General features: G+C 58.4%; 20 protein-coding genes. 4 read left to right on the forward strand and 16 right to left on the reverse strand.

Going from position 1 to position 15,816, the window contains the following annotated elements; genetic code table 11:
• Positions 1–27: 27 nt before the first annotated feature.
• From ACZ46D_RS11400 to ACZ46D_RS11445, 10 genes are all read right to left on the reverse strand, one after another.
• The gene (locus tag ACZ46D_RS11400) at positions 28–525 is read right to left on the reverse strand and encodes a cytochrome c3 family protein (RefSeq protein WP_464927558.1); all 498 of its coding nucleotides are present in this window, start codon (positions 523–525) and stop codon (positions 28–30) included.
• A 20-nt stretch (positions 526–545) separates the two neighbouring features.
• Entirely contained in the window at positions 546–1,040 is a 495-nt protein-coding gene (locus ACZ46D_RS11405; protein ID WP_464927559.1) for a GatB/YqeY domain-containing protein, read from the reverse strand.
• Between the two features lie 87 nt (positions 1,041–1,127).
• Positions 1,128–1,334, reverse strand: coding sequence for a hypothetical protein (locus tag ACZ46D_RS11410; RefSeq protein ID WP_464927560.1), 207 nt, complete (start codon positions 1,332–1,334; stop codon positions 1,128–1,130).
• A 15-nt stretch (positions 1,335–1,349) separates the two neighbouring features.
• Complete coding sequence (locus tag ACZ46D_RS11415) at positions 1,350–1,565, reverse strand: hypothetical protein (RefSeq protein ID WP_464927561.1); 216 nt, start codon at positions 1,563–1,565, stop codon at positions 1,350–1,352.
• Positions 1,566–1,743: 178 nt separating this feature from the next.
• Positions 1,744–1,899 (reverse strand): rubredoxin, encoded by a 156-nt coding sequence (locus ACZ46D_RS11420; protein ID WP_464927562.1) that lies wholly within the window; start codon positions 1,897–1,899, stop codon positions 1,744–1,746.
• A 42-nt stretch (positions 1,900–1,941) separates the two neighbouring features.
• On the reverse strand, positions 1,942–2,268 hold the full coding sequence (locus ACZ46D_RS11425; RefSeq protein WP_464927563.1) for a hypothetical protein: 327 nt from the start codon (positions 2,266–2,268) through the stop codon (positions 1,942–1,944).
• 129 nt (positions 2,269–2,397) lie between these two features.
• Positions 2,398–4,101: a GGDEF domain-containing response regulator gene (locus tag ACZ46D_RS11430; RefSeq protein ID WP_464927564.1), complete on the reverse strand. Its 1,704-nt coding sequence runs from the start codon at positions 4,099–4,101 to the stop codon at positions 2,398–2,400.
• Positions 4,102–4,215: 114 nt separating this feature from the next.
• A complete protein-coding gene (locus ACZ46D_RS11435) occupies positions 4,216–4,611 on the reverse strand; it encodes a hypothetical protein (protein ID WP_464927565.1) in 396 nt (131 codons plus the stop codon).
• Positions 4,612–4,621: 10 nt separating this feature from the next.
• On the reverse strand, positions 4,622–4,942 hold the full coding sequence (locus tag ACZ46D_RS11440) for a heavy metal-binding domain-containing protein (RefSeq protein ID WP_464927566.1): 321 nt from the start codon (positions 4,940–4,942) through the stop codon (positions 4,622–4,624).
• A complete protein-coding gene (locus ACZ46D_RS11445) occupies positions 4,942–5,370 on the reverse strand; it encodes a bacteriohemerythrin (protein WP_464927567.1) in 429 nt (142 codons plus the stop codon). The genes ACZ46D_RS11440 and ACZ46D_RS11445 overlap by 1 nt, the downstream gene beginning before the upstream one ends.
• Positions 5,371–5,637: 267 nt before the next feature.
• Here ACZ46D_RS11445 and ACZ46D_RS11450 point away from each other — a divergent pair, with 267 nt between their 5' ends.
• The 3 genes from ACZ46D_RS11450 to ACZ46D_RS11460 are packed head-to-tail and all read left to right on the forward strand — an operon-like array spanning position 5,638 to position 8,511.
• Complete coding sequence (locus tag ACZ46D_RS11450) at positions 5,638–7,866, forward strand: NADP-dependent isocitrate dehydrogenase (protein ID WP_464927568.1); 2,229 nt, start codon at positions 5,638–5,640, stop codon at positions 7,864–7,866.
• 53 nt (positions 7,867–7,919) lie between these two features.
• Positions 7,920–8,288 (forward strand): desulfoferrodoxin family protein, encoded by a 369-nt coding sequence (locus tag ACZ46D_RS11455; protein ID WP_464927569.1) that lies wholly within the window; start codon positions 7,920–7,922, stop codon positions 8,286–8,288.
• Positions 8,289–8,325: 37 nt separating this feature from the next.
• Positions 8,326–8,511 (forward strand): hypothetical protein, encoded by a 186-nt coding sequence (locus ACZ46D_RS11460; RefSeq protein WP_464927570.1) that lies wholly within the window; start codon positions 8,326–8,328, stop codon positions 8,509–8,511.
• A 21-nt stretch (positions 8,512–8,532) separates the two neighbouring features.
• Here the strand turns inward: ACZ46D_RS11460 and ACZ46D_RS11465 are convergent, their stop codons facing one another.
• Entirely contained in the window at positions 8,533–9,885 is a 1,353-nt protein-coding gene (locus ACZ46D_RS11465) for a phosphohexomutase domain-containing protein (RefSeq protein WP_464927571.1), read from the reverse strand.
• A 73-nt stretch (positions 9,886–9,958) separates the two neighbouring features.
• On the opposite strand from ACZ46D_RS11465, the gene ACZ46D_RS11470 reads away from it, so the two are divergent.
• Positions 9,959–10,552: a hypothetical protein gene (locus tag ACZ46D_RS11470; protein ID WP_464927572.1), complete on the forward strand. Its 594-nt coding sequence runs from the start codon at positions 9,959–9,961 to the stop codon at positions 10,550–10,552.
• A 201-nt stretch (positions 10,553–10,753) separates the two neighbouring features.
• Here ACZ46D_RS11470 and ACZ46D_RS11475 read toward each other — a convergent pair whose 3' ends face one another.
• The 5 genes from ACZ46D_RS11475 to ACZ46D_RS11495 form a co-directional block, all read right to left on the reverse strand.
• Positions 10,754–12,097 carry a class II 3-deoxy-7-phosphoheptulonate synthase gene (locus ACZ46D_RS11475; protein ID WP_464927573.1) on the reverse strand — a complete coding sequence of 448 codons (1,344 nt, stop codon included), beginning with the start codon at positions 12,095–12,097 and terminating at the stop codon, positions 10,754–10,756.
• Positions 12,098–12,292: 195 nt separating this feature from the next.
• Positions 12,293–12,868 carry a type I restriction enzyme HsdR N-terminal domain-containing protein gene (locus ACZ46D_RS11480; protein WP_464927574.1) on the reverse strand — a complete coding sequence of 192 codons (576 nt, stop codon included), beginning with the start codon at positions 12,866–12,868 and terminating at the stop codon, positions 12,293–12,295.
• A 100-nt stretch (positions 12,869–12,968) separates the two neighbouring features.
• Entirely contained in the window at positions 12,969–13,859 is an 891-nt protein-coding gene (locus ACZ46D_RS11485; protein WP_464927575.1) for a dihydropteroate synthase, read from the reverse strand.
• A 204-nt stretch (positions 13,860–14,063) separates the two neighbouring features.
• Positions 14,064–14,894 carry a DUF4405 domain-containing protein gene (locus ACZ46D_RS11490; protein ID WP_464927576.1) on the reverse strand — a complete coding sequence of 277 codons (831 nt, stop codon included), beginning with the start codon at positions 14,892–14,894 and terminating at the stop codon, positions 14,064–14,066.
• Between the two features lie 96 nt (positions 14,895–14,990).
• The gene (locus ACZ46D_RS11495; protein ID WP_464927577.1) at positions 14,991–15,398 is read right to left on the reverse strand and encodes a hypothetical protein; all 408 of its coding nucleotides are present in this window, start codon (positions 15,396–15,398) and stop codon (positions 14,991–14,993) included.
• Between the last annotated feature and the right edge of the window lie 418 nt (positions 15,399–15,816).

Consider the following 15,816-nt stretch of genomic DNA (forward strand, 5'->3'; position numbering starts at 1 on the left):
GGCCCGGTTTGTGAAACCAGGCCAGTATCAGCAGCCCTCCGTGGCCTTGCCCTTTTTTTGATGGCACTGGGTGCAACCGGTGGGTCCGGCCTGGCTTTTCTTGTGACAGCCCAGGCAGAGGGCGTGGGCCGCATCTTTGCCCAGCGCGAGCGGGCCCGGCTCCTGGTCGCCGTGGCAGGCGGCACAGCCGTGGGCCTTGGCGTGCTTCCCGTGCGAAAGAACGACCTTGCCATTGCGGTTGGCAATGACCAGGCTTTCTGCCGCGACCTTCTTTGCCGCCGTCTTGATCTCTGCGGCCACCTGTTTGCCTTTTTCTCCAACAACCGCTGTTTTTTCCCGGACCTTCGCCGTGGTGGCGACCGCTTTCTCCTGGACCGCTGAAGCGGTCTGTTCCGTGGTCTTCCCGGCCTGCTCAACCGTAACCATCGTTTCCGGTGGCGGCGCCTCGGCTTTTTTTTCGTTTTGGCCGCAGCCCCCAAGGATCAGGCCAGACATCATCGCGACAACACAGAGTTTCTTTTTCATGGTTTTCTCCTTGCCCTGAATCAGCCGGCCATACCCGCCAGCACCTTTTTCACCACATTGCCGTCCGCGCTCTTGCCGAAATGCTTCATGATCGGGCCCATGGCCTGCATGGCGTTCTTGAACTGGGCAAGGTCGACGTTTTCCTTGGCCCAGGCGGTGATCTCCGCTTCCGTGGCCATCTTGGGCAGGTATGCCTCCAGGATCTCCAGATACTCGGAGCTGGCCTCTTTTTTGTATTCCAGGGTCTGCCGTTCCGATTTGCACAACCCCATGATCAGGCTGATGATGTCGTCGTCGGTGATCTCATCGTCCCGCTTGGCCCGGGTGCTCTTCTTGCCGCTCTCCAGGGTGATGGCGGTGGTGATCTTGGTGGGGAACTCGCTGATGATGATGCGCAGAGCGCCCTTCACCGTTTCGTTTTTGCTCAGCATGGCACTCTTGAGGTCGCTTTTCAGTTTGGCCAGCAGGGTCATGCCCATGGCCGCATTCCAGCCGTATGGTGTTTCAGTGGTCATTATTTTTCCTTATCTGGTTGATGGGGTTGAGGAGCCGTGCGAAAACAACGTGTACTATGCTGCTTCGCCTTATTTTTGCTCAACGGCCTAGCGGAAGGTGAGCAGCAGGATGGCGCCAAGCAGCAGGAGCAGGGGGCCGTTGGCGATATAGACCACATAGACGATCGCGTATCTGGAGCCGAGCATCTCTTTGAGCCGGGTCCGGTTGCAGAGCCTGGGGACCCAGAAGGCCACGGAGATGGCAAGCCCCACAATGGCGAGGACGAGACCGATGGTGGCGAAAATGGTGTGCATGGCGCGCTCCTTCGCCTATTCGGCGTCAATTTCGGCGATGCGGGTGGTGATGATGGTCAGGCAGGCGGTAGCCCGGGCCATGCCTGACTCGTTGCCTTTCTGCTCATAGTACATCTGGCTGAGTTCCAGGGATTCCTGCGCCAGCCGCAGGTTTTTGAGCTGGGCTCTGGCCGGGTCTGTCTGCCAGAGGGCGATGGCCTCCCGGGCTTGGTCTTCGTTGTTGATATTCATGATGCGTCGTATTGTACAGCTTTTTGTCGTTTGCGGAAATCGTAAAAAAAAGCGTTGGTTCGTCTGTCGGCGGTCAGGCGCCATGGGAAGAGGGAACCCGGGCAAAAAAATACCCCCGGAAAACCAGGGAGGAGGTTTTCTGGGGGTGAGGTGGGCCTGCGGTTGTGGTTCGGAGCGGTTACACCTTATAAAAGATTTCCTTTTCCGCTCCGCACTTGGGACAGACCCAGTCGTCGGGCAGATCGGTAAAGGCGGTGCCTGCCTCGACGCCGTGTTCGTAATCACCTTCCGCAGGGTCGTAGACATAACCGCAGGGGCATTCGTATTTGTCCATGATGGATCTCCTTTTTGCGTTCTCGGTTACTCGTGGGGCGGATCAGTCCATGGTTTCCATGTCTCGGCCGCAGCATTTCGGAATCTCGTTGTCTTTTTTCACCTGCATATACTTGTTGCAGACGGAACAGTAATAGGTGCTGTCCGCCGGGGCTTTGAGGTCCGACCACTGGGTTTTGCCGCCGGGGATTCCCTCGATGACAAAACGGGCCAGGTTTTCCTTGCCGGGGATGTATTCGCCGATGGGCACCAGCTTCTTGTTTTCCCGGAGACAGTCCACAATAACCCGCCAGAGAAGTTCCATGGCTGCGGTTTCTTGGGCATTGCCGGGCTTGAATTCCACAACATTTTTTTCAACAGTAATATCCATGTATCACCCCGCTAAAGTTAATGATAATTGTTACTATAACAGATGTTGGAGAAAAATCCAGGGGGAAAAAGCAGGCGGGAATTTTTTATTGGTCGAGATGGTGGGGTAAAGCAATCCGGCGCGGTGGCGCTACAGCTTATAGCCCTCCTGGTGGCGGGTTTTCTTATCTTCCTTGTTTTCGTACATGGCCCGGTCGGCCCGGCGGATCAGTTCGTCGATGGAGCAGGGGGCCAGATGTTCATAGCGGCCCACCCCGACACTGAGGGACAGCGGGTATTGCCGGGTGGTCAGCCGGTTGGCTTTTTCGATATTTTCGCCCAGGCGGTTGATAATGGTTTCTTCGTTGCCCAGCGCCGAGTTGTCCGTGCAGAGGATGACAAATTCGTCTCCGCCCAGCCGGGCGACAACATCGGCCAGCCGGAAGGTATCCCCCAGCAGGGTGGCGGCCTCAATGAGGGCTTGGTCGCCCACGGTATGGCCAAGAGAGTCGTTGACCCATTTCATGTTGTCAAAATCGACGTAGATGAGCAGAAGGTCGGTTTTGTCACGCGCGCTGATCTTGATCAGCTTGTCGGCCAGGGTCATGAAGCCGCGGCGGTTGAAAAGGCCGGTGAGCTCATCGGTCAGGGCGGATTCCCGCAGCTTTTCTTCCATTTTTCTGCGTTCGCTGATATCGGCGAAGGCGACCACCGCGCCTAGGATTTCATAGTCTTCCACAATCGGGGTGGAGGTGTAGCGGACCGGAAACCCCGCGCCGTTCTTGCGCCAGAAGGTTTCGGTTCCCTTGCGCATAAAGCCGTCCTGGCCGGCCGCGCAGATCGGACAACCATTCTCCGGGTATTTTTCTCCCTCTTGCTTACAGGGGTGGACGATCTCCTGTAAGTTGATGCCCACCAATTCATGCTGCTCATAATCAAGCAGGGCGAGGGCTGCCGGGTTGGCAAAGGTGATGCGGCCTTCGGGATCAATGCCGAAAATGCCTTCGCCCACGGCATTGAGGATGCGTTCCTGCTGGCGGCGGAGCTGTTCAAGCTCCTGTGTTGCCGTGATCTTTTCGGTGAGATCCCGCATGATGGCGATGATAAAAGTGCGCGCCTCATCGGTACTGGGAAGAAAATGGATGGTGACCAATTTCCCGTTGAGCAGGAGCGGTGCGGTTTCGTTGATGACCAGCGGGGCTTGACCAGGGGTGTGCAGCAGGCTGCGCAACCGTTCCCGGCTTTCCCCGCTGAAAAGATCAAAAAAGCTGGAGGCCAGCAGGTGTTCTTCCCGCAGGCCGCACAACTCTAAAGCGGCAGCGTTGGCATGGAAGATCGTGCCGTCCAGGGTGAATTCCATCACCCCTTCGGGCAAGCTGTTGAAGATAACCTCATAGTGCCGCTTGGAAAAGAGCAGCTCCGAGGTGATATGTCGTTTGTACAGGTCTTCTCCGCCGAGAATCTTGCCCTGCAATTCATGGATGGTGCCGTTGTCGATATGCTCGATGACCCGGGCGATATGCGCCTCGGTGTTCTTGAACGGCCCTTTGGCGATACAGGCATCGGCCCCGAGGTTCAGGATATTGGTTTCATCCTCAAGCACCGTGGCCGAGTAGACGATGATATAAAGCTGTTTCAGCTCGGCCCGGCTGCGGATAACCTGGCAGAGCTTTTCCCCGCTGATGTTGGGCATGATCAGGTCGGTAAAAACGATGTCCGGCCTGACCGTCTTGAGAACCTCCAGGGCCGCAAGCCCGTCTTCCGCAGTAATCACCTCGTGGCCCTGTTTTTTCAGGAATTCCACCAGCAGTTTCAAGACAACAGGGTGGTTGTCCACCACCAGAATCGTTTTCATGGGGTTTTGGTATCCAGTATCCGTAAGGTTTTCCTGCAGGGCGGCAAGGCCTTGTTATAACGGAAAAACCGTAAAGATCAAGATGTTTGCTCCTGGATTCCCGACTAGTGCTGGTCAATGGCCCTGGAGGGCAAGGAGGATATCCACACCAACCGCGGCAATGGAGAGGACAAAGATGAACAGGTAGTTGAGGTTTTCCTTGGATTTCATGATGGAGGAGAGCACATAGGCGATGAGCGCCCGGTCTTCGCTGGTGATCTCGCCTGCGCCTTGGATTTTTTCCAGCAGCCGATTGGCGCGGATGGTTTTTTTGCGCTTTTCGGAGATATGGTACCGGTAGGCGAAAAAGAAGATGTAGCCGATGACCCCGAAATACCAAACCGGCCGCAGCAGGGAGGGGCTGAAGGTGTTGATGATGGTCAGCAACCGGAAGGCCACGGCGGAGAGCAGGCCGATCACCAGAAAGAGGTAGATGACAAAGGGGGAGACGGTTTTGGGTAGGTTGCTCATGGCTGGCTGCCTACTCCGTTCTGACGGCGGTGCCGCTGACGCTGACCATGAGCATCCCGTTTCTCTCGCCTAAAACCTCGTAGTCGATATCCACCCCGACCACGGCGTTGGCCCCGAGCTGGCCCGCTGCGGTGGTGAGCTCTTCAAAGGCGATTTCCCGGGCTCTCCGCAGCTCTTTTTCGTAGGCGCCGGAGCGGCCGCCCACGATATCGGTGATGCTGGCAAAGAGATCGCGGAACAGGTTGGCGCCGACGATGGCCTCGCCGGTGACCACGCCCAGATAGGCGGAGATTTTTTTTCCATCGAGGGAGGGGGTGGTGGTAATGATCATCAGGGGGCCTCGTTTGTTGGGGAATCGGCGGTCTCTTCCGGTTTTTTGGCTGGGGTTATCCGGGAATCCTCGGTCAGGATATGTTCCAGCACCCAGGCGTTCATCAGCCGCTTGAATTTGTACACCAGCATATCCAGGTTGCCGCTGTGCTTCATGATGGCGTTCATCTCGGCGATGATCCCCTCATGCAGTTTTTGGTGTTCTTCATACTGCGGATAGCCCAGCTGGAGCATGTACTCTTCTTCGTGCTGGAAATGGATTTTCACATAGTCGTAGAGCGCGACAATTGCCCCCTTGATCCGCAGGAGTTTTTCTCCGCTGCCGGCAAAGGTGGCGACATCGTTGGCCAGCTCGATCAGCCTCTGGTGCTCGGCGTCGATCTGCGCATTGCCGATGCTGTATTTGGCGCTCCAGACAAATTCGCCCATGAAGACGGCTCCTGTGATTCCGGTGGATGAGATGCCCCATTGTATGGCGGCGGGACGAGGAAAAGCAACCAGTAAAAACAGGGGGCTGCGGGGTAAAAGGAGAGGGCGCCGGACAAGATGCTATTTGCAATCCCAACCGGTATGTGCTAATCCTTTTGACTTTCCGGCACTGTTTCCGCGCCTGTTTCCCAACCCTCAATGGCGCCTTTTTTAATGAAAACAGCGAGGGTTATTTCGTAACGACTCCTAAAAAACGAAGGAAAAAATATGACGACCCAAACGATTATCTACACCGAAGTTGATGAAGCACCCGCCCTGGCAACCTATTCCCTGCTCCCGATTCTCCAGGCCTATACCAAGGGGTCGGGCATTGCCGTGACCACCAAGGATATCTCCCTGGCCGGAAGAATCATCGCCAATTTTCCGGAAAAGCTGACCGAGAGCCAGAGAGTTCCCGATGATCTGGGCGAACTGGGCAAGCTCGTCAAGCATCCGGAGGCCAATATCATCAAGCAGCCCAATATCAGTGCCTCGGTTCCCCAGCTCAAGGAGGCGCTCAAAGAGTTGCAGGGGAAAGGATACGCGATCCCGGATTATCCCGAGGCGCCAAAAACCGAGGCCGAGAAAGAGCTGCAGGCCCGATTTGCCAAGGTCTTGGGCAGCGCCGTCAATCCGGTCCTGCGGGAAGGAAACTCCGACCGGCGGGCGGCGGCCTCGGTGAAACGGTTCGGCCAGAAAAATCCGCACCGGATGATGAAGCCCTGGCCTGCTGATTCCAAAACCCGGGTGGCGTATATGACGGCGGGCGATTTCTACGGCAGCGAAAAGTCGGTGACGCTGCCCAGTGCCTGTGAGGCGCGGATTGAGTTTGTCGCCGACGATGGCGGGATCACGGTGTTGAAGGCAAAGTTGCCGTTGCTGGCAGGCGAGATTCTCGATGCCTCGGTGATGAATGTGGCGAATCTAAGGCAATTCTATGCCGAGCAGATTGCGGCGGCGAAAAAGGACGGCCTGCTTTTGTCCCTCCATCTCAAGGCCACCATGATGAAGGTCTCGGACCCGGTCATGTTCGGCCACTGCGTCTCCGTATTTTATAAGGATGTTTTTGCCAAGCATGCTGCGATCATCAAGGCGCTGGGGGTCAATGTCAACAACGGCCTGGGCGATCTCTACGCCAAGATCCAGACCCTGCCCGAGGCAGAGCGGGCACAGATCGAGGCAGACATCCAGGCAACCTATAAGACAAACTGCGAATTGGCCATGGTGGATTCCAGCAAGGGCATCACCAACCTGCATGTCCCCAACAATGTGATCGTCGACGCCTCCATGCCGGTGGTTATCCGCGACGGTGGCCGAATGTGGGGGGCAGACGACCAGCTGCACGACACCATCGCCATGGTGCCGGACCGCTGTTATGCCACGATCTATCAAGAGGTCGTTGAAGATTGCAAAGTCCATGGCGCCTTTGACCCAGCCACCATGGGGAGCGTCGCCAATGTCGGGTTGATGGCGCAAAAGGCCGAGGAGTACGGTTCCCACGACAAGACCTTTCTGGCCCCCGGCAAGGGAACGATCCGCCTGGTGGACAACGCCTCCGGCGAGACCCTGCTGGCGCAACCGGTGGAAGCGGGCGACATCTTCCGGGGCTGCCAGACCAAGGATGCGCCGATCCAAGATTGGGTCAAGCTGGCGGTGAGCCGCGCCAGGGCCACCGGCACTCCGGCCATCTTCTGGCTGGATGCCAACCGGCCCCACGATGCCGAACTGATCGCCAAGGTGAAGAGCTATCTGCCGAACCACGACACCAGCGGCCTGGATATCCGGATCAGGCAGCCGGAGGAGGCGATGCGCTTCTCGGTGGAAAGGATCAGAAAGGGCGAGGATACCATCTCCGTTACCGGCAACGTGCTGCGCGACTATCTCACCGATCTCTTCCCCATCCTGGAACTCGGCACCAGCGCCAAGATGCTCTCCATTGTCCCGCTGATGAACGGGGGGGGCATGTTTGAGACCGGCGCCGGCGGTTCAGCGCCCAAGCATGTGGAGCAGTTTTTGCGGGAAGGGCATCTGCGTTGGGATTCCCTGGGGGAGTTTTGCGCCTTGGTGCCCTCCTTCGAGCATATCTACGCTATCTTTAAAAACGAAAAAGCGCTGCTGTTTGCGGAGACGCTGGACGAGGCCATCGGCAAGTTTCTGGAAAACGAGAAGTCCCCTTCCCGCAAGGTGGGGGAGCGGGATACCCGGGGCAGCCATTTTTATCTGGCCCTTTACTGGGCGCAGGCGCTGGCCGGGCAGAGCAAGGATGCAGAGGTGCAGGCGCGGTTTGCCAAGGTGGCGCAGGCGCTGGGTGACAACGAGGCAACGATTGTCGCTGAGTTGAACAGCGCCCAAGGGCGCCCGGTGGATATCGGCGGCTATTACCGCCCGGATCGGGTAAAGGCCATGCAGGCCATGCGGCCCAGTGCAATCTTTAATGCAATCGTGGACGCTCTTTGAGCTATAATGAAAGCAAAAGGTTTTTCTCAATAAGGCATACAGGAGGAAGCACCATGAAAAAGATTGTGCTGCTGATGGTAATCGCCCTGCTTTTTCTGGGCGCGGGTTCGGCCCTGGCCAATAAGTCGGCTGTCCGCCTGGAAGCTCCGGCGAATGGTGCGCAGGGGGAGAAGATTAAAATCACCCTTTTTGTCAAGCACAGCGCCAACAATTTTTTTCATCATACAAAAATGGTCTCGCTCATCATCAATGGCCAGGAGGCGGCCCGCTGGGAGTTCAGCGGGATGAATCTTCCGGAGGCGGCTGAGTTCAGCCGCACCTTTGAGTACGTGCTGACCGGGCCAATTACCCTTGAGTCGGCAGCTTTTTGTAATATGCACGGCAGCAACAACACGGCAACGGCAACCGTGGGCCTGCAATAGCTCCGGCTGGATGTTTTAATATTCTGGGGGGGTGAATATGCGGATCGGCGGAATATCCCTGGTGCAGCTCCTCGGGCTCATCAATTTTATGCTGCTCCTGTTTCAGCTGTTTTCCGGCCAGCATTGGATCCAGGTCAAAATCGGCATCCACCGCAAGGTGGGCCTGGCGCTGGTTGTCACGGCAAGCCTGCATGGATTTTTGGCGATGGTGACTGCCAATTAAAAAGGCGGTGGATAACCGGTGCTATGCCCGGATCAGGGAGAGCAGCTCCTCGGTTTTGGCGGCCAGCAGGGCCGGATCACCCTTGCTTTCCACGTTGAGGCGTAGGACCGGCTCGGTGTTTGAGCTGCGGATGTTGAAGCGGAAGCTCTCCGCAGTAAAGCTCAAGCCATCGGTGTAATCCTTTTTCCCTGGTGTTTCGGCATAAAACTCCTCCACCCTGGCAATCACCGCCGCAGGGTCGCTGACCCGGTTGTTGATCTCGCCGCTCACCGGAAAAGCCGCCTGCCGTTCCCGCACCAGTTGCGAAAGGGGCAGACCGGAGCTGCTCAGAATCTGGGCCACCAGCAGCCAGGGGATCATGCCGGAGTCGCAGTAAGCGAAGTCGCGGAAATAGTGGTGGGCGCTCATCTCGCCGCCGTACACCGCATCCTCGGCCCGCATCCTTTCCTTGATAAAGGCGTGGCCGGTCTTGCTCAGCACAGCAATACCGCCCGCCTGCCGGACAATCTCCTGGGTGTTCCACACCAACCGCGGGTCGTGGATGATCTTGGCCCCGGGATGTTTGTCCAGCATGGCCTGGGCCAGCAACCCCACCAGGTAATAGCCCTCGATAAACCCCCCCCGTTCGTCAAAGAAAAAGCAGCGGTCAAAATCGCCATCCCAGGCAAGACCGAAATCAGCGCCGTGTTCTCGAACCGCGTTGGCCGTGACCTCCCGGTTTTCCGGGAGCAGCGGGTTGGGCACTCCGTTGGGAAAAGAGCCGTCTGCTTCCCACTGCAAGCGGATGAACTCAAAGGGCAGCTGTGCGGCGAGCCGATCGATCACCGGTCCGGCGCAGCCGTTGCCGGCATTGGCCACGATTTTGAGCGGCTTCAAATCCTTATGGTCGATATAGCCCAGCAGGTGGTCGAGATAGGCGGGCTTGTTGTCCAGACGGGTCAGGACGCCGGGCGTGTCCGCCGTAATCCGGCACCCTTCCGCAGCGAGCCGCTCGATCTCCCGCAACCCGGTGTCCCCGGAGATGGGCCGGGCCCCCTGGCGGACCAGCTTCATGCCGTTGTAATCCGCCGGGTTGTGGCTGGCGGTGACGATGACCCCGCCATCCACCGCGAGATGAAAGGCCGCGAAGTAGATCTCCTCGGTGCCGACCTGGCCCAGGTCCACCACATCCACCCCGGCCGTGAGAAAGCCCTCGGTCAGCGCCTTGGCCAGGGCAGGGCTGGAGAGGCGGATATCGTGGCCGATGGCCACCTTTTTCGGGGCGAATTGGGCGCTGTAGGCCTGGCCGATGTTGAAGGCCAAGGGTTCGTTGAGCTCATCGGGCACCCGGCCCCGGATGTCGTAGGCCTTGAAGCAGGGGAGAAGAGAGGTCATGGGCGGATGTCTTTGAAGGAATGGTCGTTTTCTGGTAGATTGCTTCTTTTCAACACAACAAGGACAACTAAGCATGGAAGCCCCGATTCTGCAACCGGAACTTGCCGCGAAAATCGCCGATCTCTACAGCCGCATGGAACAGGCCTACGACCTCGTGGCCCAACAGCTGGATTTCACCTGCCAGGGCTGCTCGGACAACTGCTGCGACTCCTATTTTCAGCACCATACTTATGTGGAGTGGGCCTATCTCTGGGTGGGGATCGGGGCCTTATCGGCGGAACGCCGTAAAGTCTTGGAAACTCGGGCGGCTGACTATGCCGCAGCCTGCGAGGCGGCGCTGACCAATGGCGAACGGCCTCAGGTCATGTGCCCGCTTAACGAAGAGGGGCGCTGCAGTCTCTACCACCATCGGCTGATGATCTGCCGGATGCACGGGGTGCCCTCCAGCCTCACCTTTCCCAACGGCCAGACCAAAAAATTCCCCGGCTGTTTCCGCTGCCAGGAGATCATCGTCGGACGTTCGGCTGTGCCGACCGTGGAGCGAGCCCCCCTGTTCCGGGAGTTGGTGGCCTTTGAGCAAGAGCTGCTTGGGGAGCAGCAGGGCCAACTGCCCAAGGTCAAAAAGACCATTGCCGAGATGATCCTGTCGGGGCCGCCCAGGTTGTAGTTTTTTCAGGAAAGCGAGCACAAAAAAAGCCCGGTGCATGGAGAATGCACCGGGCTTTTTTTGTCTGTAAAGAGCAGTTTTTGCATTAGGCTCCCCCTCCCTTGACGGGAGGGGGCTGGGGGGTGGGTTGCATCTGCCGACTTCCCCCTCACCCTAACCCTCTCCCGCAAGGGGAGAGGGGAGTTTAAAAAAACGATTATTTTATTTTTCCCGCATCAACTCGGCGATCTGGAAGGCCAATTCCAGGCTCTGTTCCGCGTTGAGGCGCGGATCGCAGTTGGTCCGGTAGTTCTCGGCCAGGTGGTGGTCCAGGATCTTTCTCCCGCCGCCGGTGCATTCGGTGACGTTTTCCCCGGTCATTTCAAAATGGATGCCGCCGGGTACCGTGCCCTCACTCCAGTGGATCTCGAAAAATGAGCGGATCTCGTTCATGATTTCGTCGAAATTCCGGGTCTTGTGGCCGCTCTCCGCGGTGTAGGTGTTGCCGTGCATGGGGTCGCAGCTCCAAACCAACTTGAACCCCTCCTGCTTCATGGCGCGGGCCAGGGTGGGCAGGCTGTCGCCGATCTTTTTCGCGCCGAAGCGGGTAATGAGGGTCAAGCGGCCCGGCTCGTTGTCCGGGTTGAGGATGCTGACCAGCTTTTTCACATCGTCAAGATTGTGGTTGGGCCCGATCTTGACCCCGATGGGGTTATGCACCCCCCGGAAGAACTCCACATGGGCCCCGTCGATCTGCCGCGTGCGCTCGCCGATCCAGAGCATGTGGGCCGAGCAGTCGTACCAGTCGCCGCTTGTGGAATCCTGGCGGGTCAGGGCCTGCTCATAGCCCAGAAGCAGCGCTTCGTGGGAGGTAAAGAAGCTGGCCTGGTTGAGCTGGGGGATATCGGTGTCGATGCCCACGATGCGCATGAAATTGATGGCCTGGTCGATCTGGCGGGCCAGTTTATCGTAGAGCTGCCCCTGTGGCGAACGGCCCACGAACTCGTTGTTCCAGGAATGCACCCGCTCCAAAGAGGCGTAGCCGCCCATGGTGAAGGCGCGCAGGATGTTCATGGTGGCGCAGGCCAGGTGGTAGCCCTTGAGCATCCGCTGCGGGTCCGGCCGCCGGGCCTCGGGGGTTGGCTCGATGGCGTTGACCATGTCGCCCCGGTAGCTGGGCAGCTCCACGCCGCCTATCATTTCGGTGTCCGCCGAGCGGGGCTTGGCGTACTGTCCGGCCATGCGGCCCACCTTGATCACCGGCTTGCCGCCCGCGTAGCTCATGATCACCGCCATCTGCAGGATAACTTTCAAGAGCTCCCGGATGGAGGGGGCGGTGCACATGGAAAACTCCTCGGCGCAGTCACCGCCCTGGAGCAGAAAGGCATTGCCCTCGGCGGCCAGGGCCAGCTGCTTCTTCAAGGTGCGGATCTCTCCGGCAAAGACCAGGGGCGGCAGCTTGGAGATGGTCTGCACCGTCTCGTCAAAGGCAAGCCTGTCCGGCCAGTTGGGCTGCTGCAGGGCGGTGAATTGCTGCCAGCTTGTCTTGCTCCAGTGCTGTGTCATGGTGCTGTCTCCAAGGGATAACTTTTGCCACGAACTCCACGAAAATTTTAAGGGTTCGCAGGTCGGGTAAGGCTTTTCGTATTAAGTCCCCCTCCCTTGACGGGAGGGGGTTGGGGGTGGGTGAAGTTGCCAAGGCCTCACCTCCAGCAGGTTCCCCCTCACCCTATCCCTCTCCCGCAAGGGGAGAGGGGATTTTCAGCCTTCTTTCGCATTGGGCAACGCACAAGGCCCGCCCGCGCAACAGGATTCCACATCAAAGGCATTCAATATCCGCAACTCCGGCTCTCTGCGTTCCGGGGCAACAGGAGTAAAATCCAGGGTAGGCAGCAGGGCGACAACCGCCTCCCTGTTGGGAATGGCCCCCAGCCCGGTCTCCAGCACCTTGCCGGTTCTGGCGTCCAGCAATTCGGCGTCCTCGCCGTTGGTCACCACCACCAGGGGGATTATTTGATTCTCCTCCAGCACCCGGGCTGCGGCAATGGCCGGACGCTCCCTGGTCACCAGCGAGCCGGGGCCGTAGCGCAGCACCAGCACCCGCTGGTCTGCGATGCTCACCACGATGTCGATCTTGGAGGCCACGAACTGCTTGGCAAACAGGGTTTCAATCCTGCGCCGCATGGTCAGCTCGCTCTTGGCAAACCCTTTTTCTTCCACCAACAGCCGGGCCAGTTTCTGGCGATAACGTTCGTCGTCGGTGTCCACCAGCGGTTCGCCGGTGACAAAATCGACCAGGCTGCCGTAGATCATGTGGTGCGAAGGGATGTCCGCCATATATTCAGACCCCAAAATAAAAAAGAGGAGACCGACGGCCTCCTCTTTTAGAAAGGCCGTCCCGGGTTCGAGAAAGCAGCCTTTATATCATACCGCTTTCTTACAGAGTCAGCCAGGACTCACTGAACACGTTTTGGCCCGAGAGAACCTTATAGGTTTTATAATGCTCCATGGCCGTGCCGGTCAGACCTGCGGGATCGGGATCGTTGCCGTCCATCATGTTGTGGACCATGTCCACCAGGTTCTGGCGCTCGCCCTTACAGATTGCCATCAGCTCGCTGTCGTAGGAATTGACGATGGCGGTGGTGATTCCGTGCTTCATCAGCATGATGAGGTAGGTGCGGTCGAGGTACTTGCGCAGATGCTCGGCCACGCCGTTACTGACGTTGGACAGACCCACGGTGGAGCCTGCGCCCGGGGCGATCTCCTGCAGCATGGACATGAACTCAAGACCCGAGGCGAGCTGGTCGGCGCCCAGGGTGATGGGGGTGCCGATCGGGTCGAAGAGCATCTTTTCGTTGGGGATGCCGGCCTCGGCCAGGGCCATCATCAGGTCAACGGCCATGGCGCAGCGCTCGTTGGAGTCGCGGGGCATGCCGTCCGGGCCCCACAAGAGGGCGATAACATTGCAGCCTGCCTCGGCGGCAACGGGGATGAGTTTTTCCATCCGCTCGGGCTGGGCGGAGATGGAGTTCATGATCGCGGCTTCGCGGTTTTTCACCACCTTGAACCCGGCGGCCATGGCGTCGGTGTTGGTGGTGTCCAGGCAAAGGGGCACGGAGCTGGCCGCTTCCACGGTCTGCACAACCCAGGGCATCAGCTCGATCCCATCCTTGCGGGCCGGTCCGATGTTGAGATCCAGGTAGGAGGCGCCGGCGGCGGACTCTTCCTTGGCCATCTCCTGAACAGGGGCCTGGTTCCGTTCCTTCATGGCGGTGCCGCTTCTTTTGCCCATGATGTTGATGCTTTCCGCGATGGCTGCTACCTTCATTGTTTTCTCCCGTGCTGTGGTTTCAATATATCTCTACCGCTCCCGATGATGGAAACGGCGGTTTTCTCGCGTGTAAGAGTGCATGGTAACGTGGGAAAATAGCGTTTTACAAAACGGATGTCAACAGGCAACAGGGCGCAGGGATGTAAAAAGTGTCGGAGTGGCGCGGAAATCGGTGGATATACCTAGACCGCGAGGTCGAAATCAGCTCTGGTTTGCCACCTGCCTGAGCAGTTCGAAGATATCCATGGGCGAGGTGTTGTTTTCCGCCGCGATCTCCTTGATGCTCATGGCTTCACGGGCCGTGATCTTGCGGTCGGCAAACCCTTGGAGCACAGCCTTGATGTCGAGATTGTATTCCCGGCAGATATCGGCAAGGGATTTCTTGCCGAAACCGGCCGGCGGGCTGGTGGGCAGGGTCTTGACCTGTCCCGCCTGTTCCGGCGGGAGCATGGCCTGATACACGGCCTTTGGGTTCAGGTTATTCATCCGGGCGATGTCGGCGATGGACTGGCCCGGATCGGTGACGCGGATCTTGGCTGCGGCCAGGCGGGTCAGGCTGGCATCCAGGTCCAGTTCCACCTTTTTGCTGAAGGTGAGAAGCGAGGACAATTCGGCATGGGCGTAGGGTGGTTCCCCATATTCTTTTGCGGCCGCCTCCTTGATTTGCTTGCCGATTTCAATGATGGTGGAAAACGGTGGCAGCTCCCAATAGGTTCCCAAGGAAAAAACCAGGGTAAGGAGGAGGGCGACGGTGAAGTCCTTGGTGAAAACCCTCAGTTCCGCTCCCTTGTTCTTCAGATAGGCGACAATGGGGCTCCAGTTGTAGTAGATATGCAGGCAGATGGCGATCAGGAACAGAACGCCCAGGTTCACATGCAGGTTGCCCCACTGGGTTTTGCTCAAGCCCCACAACCGCCAGTCCGACCAGTAGGCCACCCGCCCCTGGGGCACGATGTAGAGAATGACGCTGGTCAGCATCTCGAGGACAAAAGAGATCAGGGCGGTGAGGGAGGCGATCTTGCGCAGGTGCATGGGGAATCTCCGGGGGTTGCACACAATGAACCATGGCCAGACAACCGTGGGAGGCTGCCTGGCCATGGTGGGTTGAAAAAGGTGTTGGGAAACGGATTAACGCCGTCCGCCGCCGCCCCCCCGCATGCCACCGGAGCCCATGCCCCCAGAACCCATACCGCCGGAGCCCATGCTGCCGGAGCCAGAACCGGAACCCATACCGCCACCGCCGCTGCCCATGCCTTGTCCCTGGCCGGACTTCTGGCCAGATCCGTCACGCGGGGCATTCTCCGGCTGCCGCATGGCTTTCTGTTTTTCTTCCGGGCTCATCTGCTGCACCCGCTTCTGCCATTCGTTCTGGAAGGCGTTCCGCTCTTCCATCGTGTTCTGTTGCATGGTGCCGCGCTGTGCCGCCAGCTCCTCGTTGGTCATGGCGCTGTAGTCGGTGGCGGCAAAGGCCAGGGTGGCGCTGAGCAGGGAGCCTGCCAGGATGGTGCTGATCTGGAACATGGTGGTTTTTTTCATGGGACAATCCTCCTCTGGTTATAAACATCGTAACGTGGTGGGTGAAAACAGGGAAACAACACTCTGTGCAGCCAGTATATCACGAACCATGCCATTGTCTGTGGCCATGGAGTTATTTCCTTGAATCAGCGCGGATAATTTCAGGCCTGGCCAGTGGCGAGCTGTCCTGGCCTTGGGGAATCCTGAGTAAAATGTATCCATGTGGACAGTAGCATGCGGATAATTTTTGCGCAGCGTGGCACTTTGTCGCGGGGCTCATCCGGGCGACCCATCATGGTTTCACGTGAAACGTGTAAGAAATCAACAGGGGGCAGGCGGGCTGGCGAAAGGGCAGGAGGAGCCGGAACCCGACGCCTACCAAGGATTTGCGGGGAAAGATTGGCGGATATCAACAGGTTTTCAACAGGCAGCCAACAAA

This window comes from Thiovibrio sp. Mzg5 (assembly GCF_055379285.1).